Raw genomic sequence first — 2,925 nt, 5'->3', positions numbered from 1 at the left:
GCCTCATAGAGGTCGAGCGCCTGAACGCCGGGGGAGCGGGCGGCGATCTCGGCCGCCACATAGCCCCAGCCGGCGCAGAGATCGGCAATGCTGCCACGCAGGTCATTGGGCAGGTTCTCGACCAGCAATTTCGATCCGGTATCGATCCGGTCGAACGAGAACATGCCGGGCGCGGTGTGGCACCGGCCTTCAACCAGCAGAGCGGGGTTGGCAGCGCGCAATTCTTCCGCGGCGGCCAGATCGGCGGGACGTCGCAGCCAGAAGGCAATGCCGTGATATTTGGGCAAATGGCCTTCAAGCGGCACAAGCTCGTCAACGCGCTTGCGCAGGCTGGCAATGCCATCGTCCTTGCCGCCGGCAATGACGACCAGGCCGCCCGGCGCCACGCACTCAAGCGCCTGCGCGATGCGCACTTCGTTCAAGCCGCGATGCCGGCCGGCAAGCACAAGTGCCATATCGAAGCCATCGCCTTCCACTTGCGCGGTGACGACGAAGCCAGACGCCTGCAGCACGCTAAAATGCGGCCGGAAGCCCTGTACGAGGTGAAGCGTCGCCTCAAAGCCTTCAGGCAGGCGAAAACCCGGCTCAGCGCCGAAAAACAGGGCGCGCGTGCCCTTTCCCGGCAAAGCAACAGCCTCCGCCTCGAAGGGATGGAAAAGCGTCTTCAACGGCTCGGCGGACATTGTTCGATCTCGACTTGTCTAAGCGCTTTGAAACCCAGGCTGAAAATGAAAACGGGCGCGACATAAGCCGCGCCCGTTTCGATTCATGATCTCAGACCAATCAGGCGGCGTTTTCTTCGCCTTCGGTCTTCTTGTCGCGGGCGAGTTCCTTGCCGGTGGCCTGGTCGACGACCTTCATCGACAGGCGGACCTTGCCGCGCTCGTCGAAGCCCATCAGCTTGACCCAGACCTTGTCGCCTTCCTTGACCACGTCCGAGGTCTTGGCGACCCGGTCGTTGGCAAGCTGCGAGATGTGGACGAGGCCGTCACGCGGGCCGAAGAAGTTGACGAAAGCGCCGAAGTCCGCGGTCTTGACGACCGTACCTTCGTAGATCTCGCCGACTTCCGGCTCGGCGACGATGGTGTGGATCCACTTCTTCGCCGCCTCGATCTCCTTGGCATTGGACGAAGCGATCTTGACCGTGCCGTCGTCCTCGATGTTGATCTTGGCGCCGGTCTTTTCGACGATCTCGCGGATCACCTTGCCGCCCGAGCCGATCACGTCACGGATCTTGTCGGTCGGGATGTGCATCACTTCGATGCGCGGTGCGAACTCACCCAGTTCCGAACGCGCGCCGGTCAGAGCATGCGCCATCTCGCCGAGGATGTGCTGGCGGCCATCCTTGGCCTGGTCCAGCGCGATCTTCATGATCTCCTCGGTGATGCCTTCGATCTTGATATCCATCTGCAGCGAGGTGATGCCGTTGGCGGTGCCGGCGACCTTGAAGTCCATGTCGCCGAGGTGATCCTCGTCACCGAGGATGTCGGATAGAACGGCGAAACGCTCGCCTTCCTTGATCAGGCCCATGGCGATACCGGCGACGGGCTTGGCCAGCGGCACGCCGGCATCCATCAGCGCCAGCGAGGTGCCGCAGACGGTGGCCATCGACGACGAACCGTTGGACTCGGTGATCTCCGAGACGACACGCAGCGTGTAGGGGAACTGGTCGGCGCTCGGCAGCATCGGGCGAATGGCGCGCCAGGCGAGCTTGCCATGGCCGATTTCGCGGCGACCCGGCGAACCCATGCGGCCGGTCTCGCCGACGGAATAGGGAGGGAAGTTGTAGTGAAGGAGGAACTTCTCCTTGTACATGCCGGTCAGCGAATCGACATACTGCTCATCCTCGCCGGTGCCGAGCGTGGCAACGACCAGCGCCTGGGTCTCGCCGCGGGTGAACAGCGCCGAACCGTGGGTGCGCGGCAGGACGCCGACTTCGGAGACGATCTTGCGGACCGTCTTGAGGTCACGGCCATCGATGCGCGAACCGGTGTCGAGGATGTTCCAGCGCACGACCTTGGCCTGGAGTTCCTTGAATACCGAACCGATCTGCTCGGAAGTGTACTTGGCATCTTCGCCTTCGGCCGGGGCAAACGCTGCCTTGACCTTCGCCTTGACGGCGTCGACGGCGGCGTAACGCTTCTGCTTGTCGACGTTCTTGTAGGCGTTGCTGAGTTCGTCGCCGACGATCTTCAGCATCTCGGCTTCAAGCGCGGAATAGTCCGGCGCGGTGAAGTCGCGCGGCTCCTTGGCGGCGACTTCGGCCAGCTTGATGATGGCGTCGATGACCGGCTGGAAGCCCTTGTGGCCGAACATGACGGCGCCGAGCATCAGCTCTTCGCCCAATTCCTTGGCTTCGGACTCAACCATCAGCACAGCGTCGGCGGTGCCGGCGACAACGAGGTCGAGCTTGGATTCCTGCATCTCGTCGACATGCGGGTTCAGAACGTATTCGCCGTTGATGTAGCCGACGCGGGCGCCGCCGACCGGGCCCATGAAGGGGACGCCGGAGAGCGTCAGGGCGGCCGAAGTGGCAACGATCGACAGGATGTCGGGATCGTTCTCGAGATCATGCTGGACGACGGTGACGACGATCTGGGTGTCGTTCTTGTAGCCGGAGGCGAAGAGCGGGCGGATCGGGCGGTCGATGAGGCGGGAAACCAGCGTTTCCTTCTCGCTCGGACGGCCTTCACGCTTGAAATAGCCACCCGGGATCTTGCCGGCGGCGTAGGTCTTTTCCTGGTAGTTGACGGTCAGCGGGAAGAAATCGAGGCCGGGCTTCGGCTCCTTCATCGAAACGACGGTGGCGAGGACCTTGGTCTCGCCGTAGGTGGCGAGCACCGCGCCATCAGCCTGGCGCGCGATCTTGCCGGTTTCGAGGATGAGCGGACGACCGCCCCATTCGATTTCCACTTTGTGGTGATT

Annotated in this window: 2 protein-coding genes; both read right to left on the bottom strand. The window is 63.0% G+C overall.

Annotation, left to right across the window (positions count from 1 at the left end; all coding sequences use genetic code 11):
* Positions 1–683 (bottom strand): methyltransferase (locus tag EN884_RS31525; protein WP_164895278.1); only part of this gene is annotated, 683 nt, incomplete at its 3' end.
* A 100-nt stretch (positions 684–783) separates the two neighbouring features.
* Positions 784–2,925: polyribonucleotide nucleotidyltransferase (gene pnp / locus EN884_RS31520; RefSeq protein WP_245492019.1), on the bottom strand; the 2,142-nt coding region annotated here is incomplete at its 5' end.

Origin of the sequence: Mesorhizobium sp. M7A.F.Ca.AU.001.01.1.1 (assembly GCF_004022735.1) — a bacterium.
GTDB classification, from domain to species: Bacteria; Pseudomonadota; Alphaproteobacteria; order Rhizobiales; family Rhizobiaceae; genus Mesorhizobium; species Mesorhizobium ciceri.
This window is presented reverse-complemented; position numbering and strand designations above follow the sequence as displayed.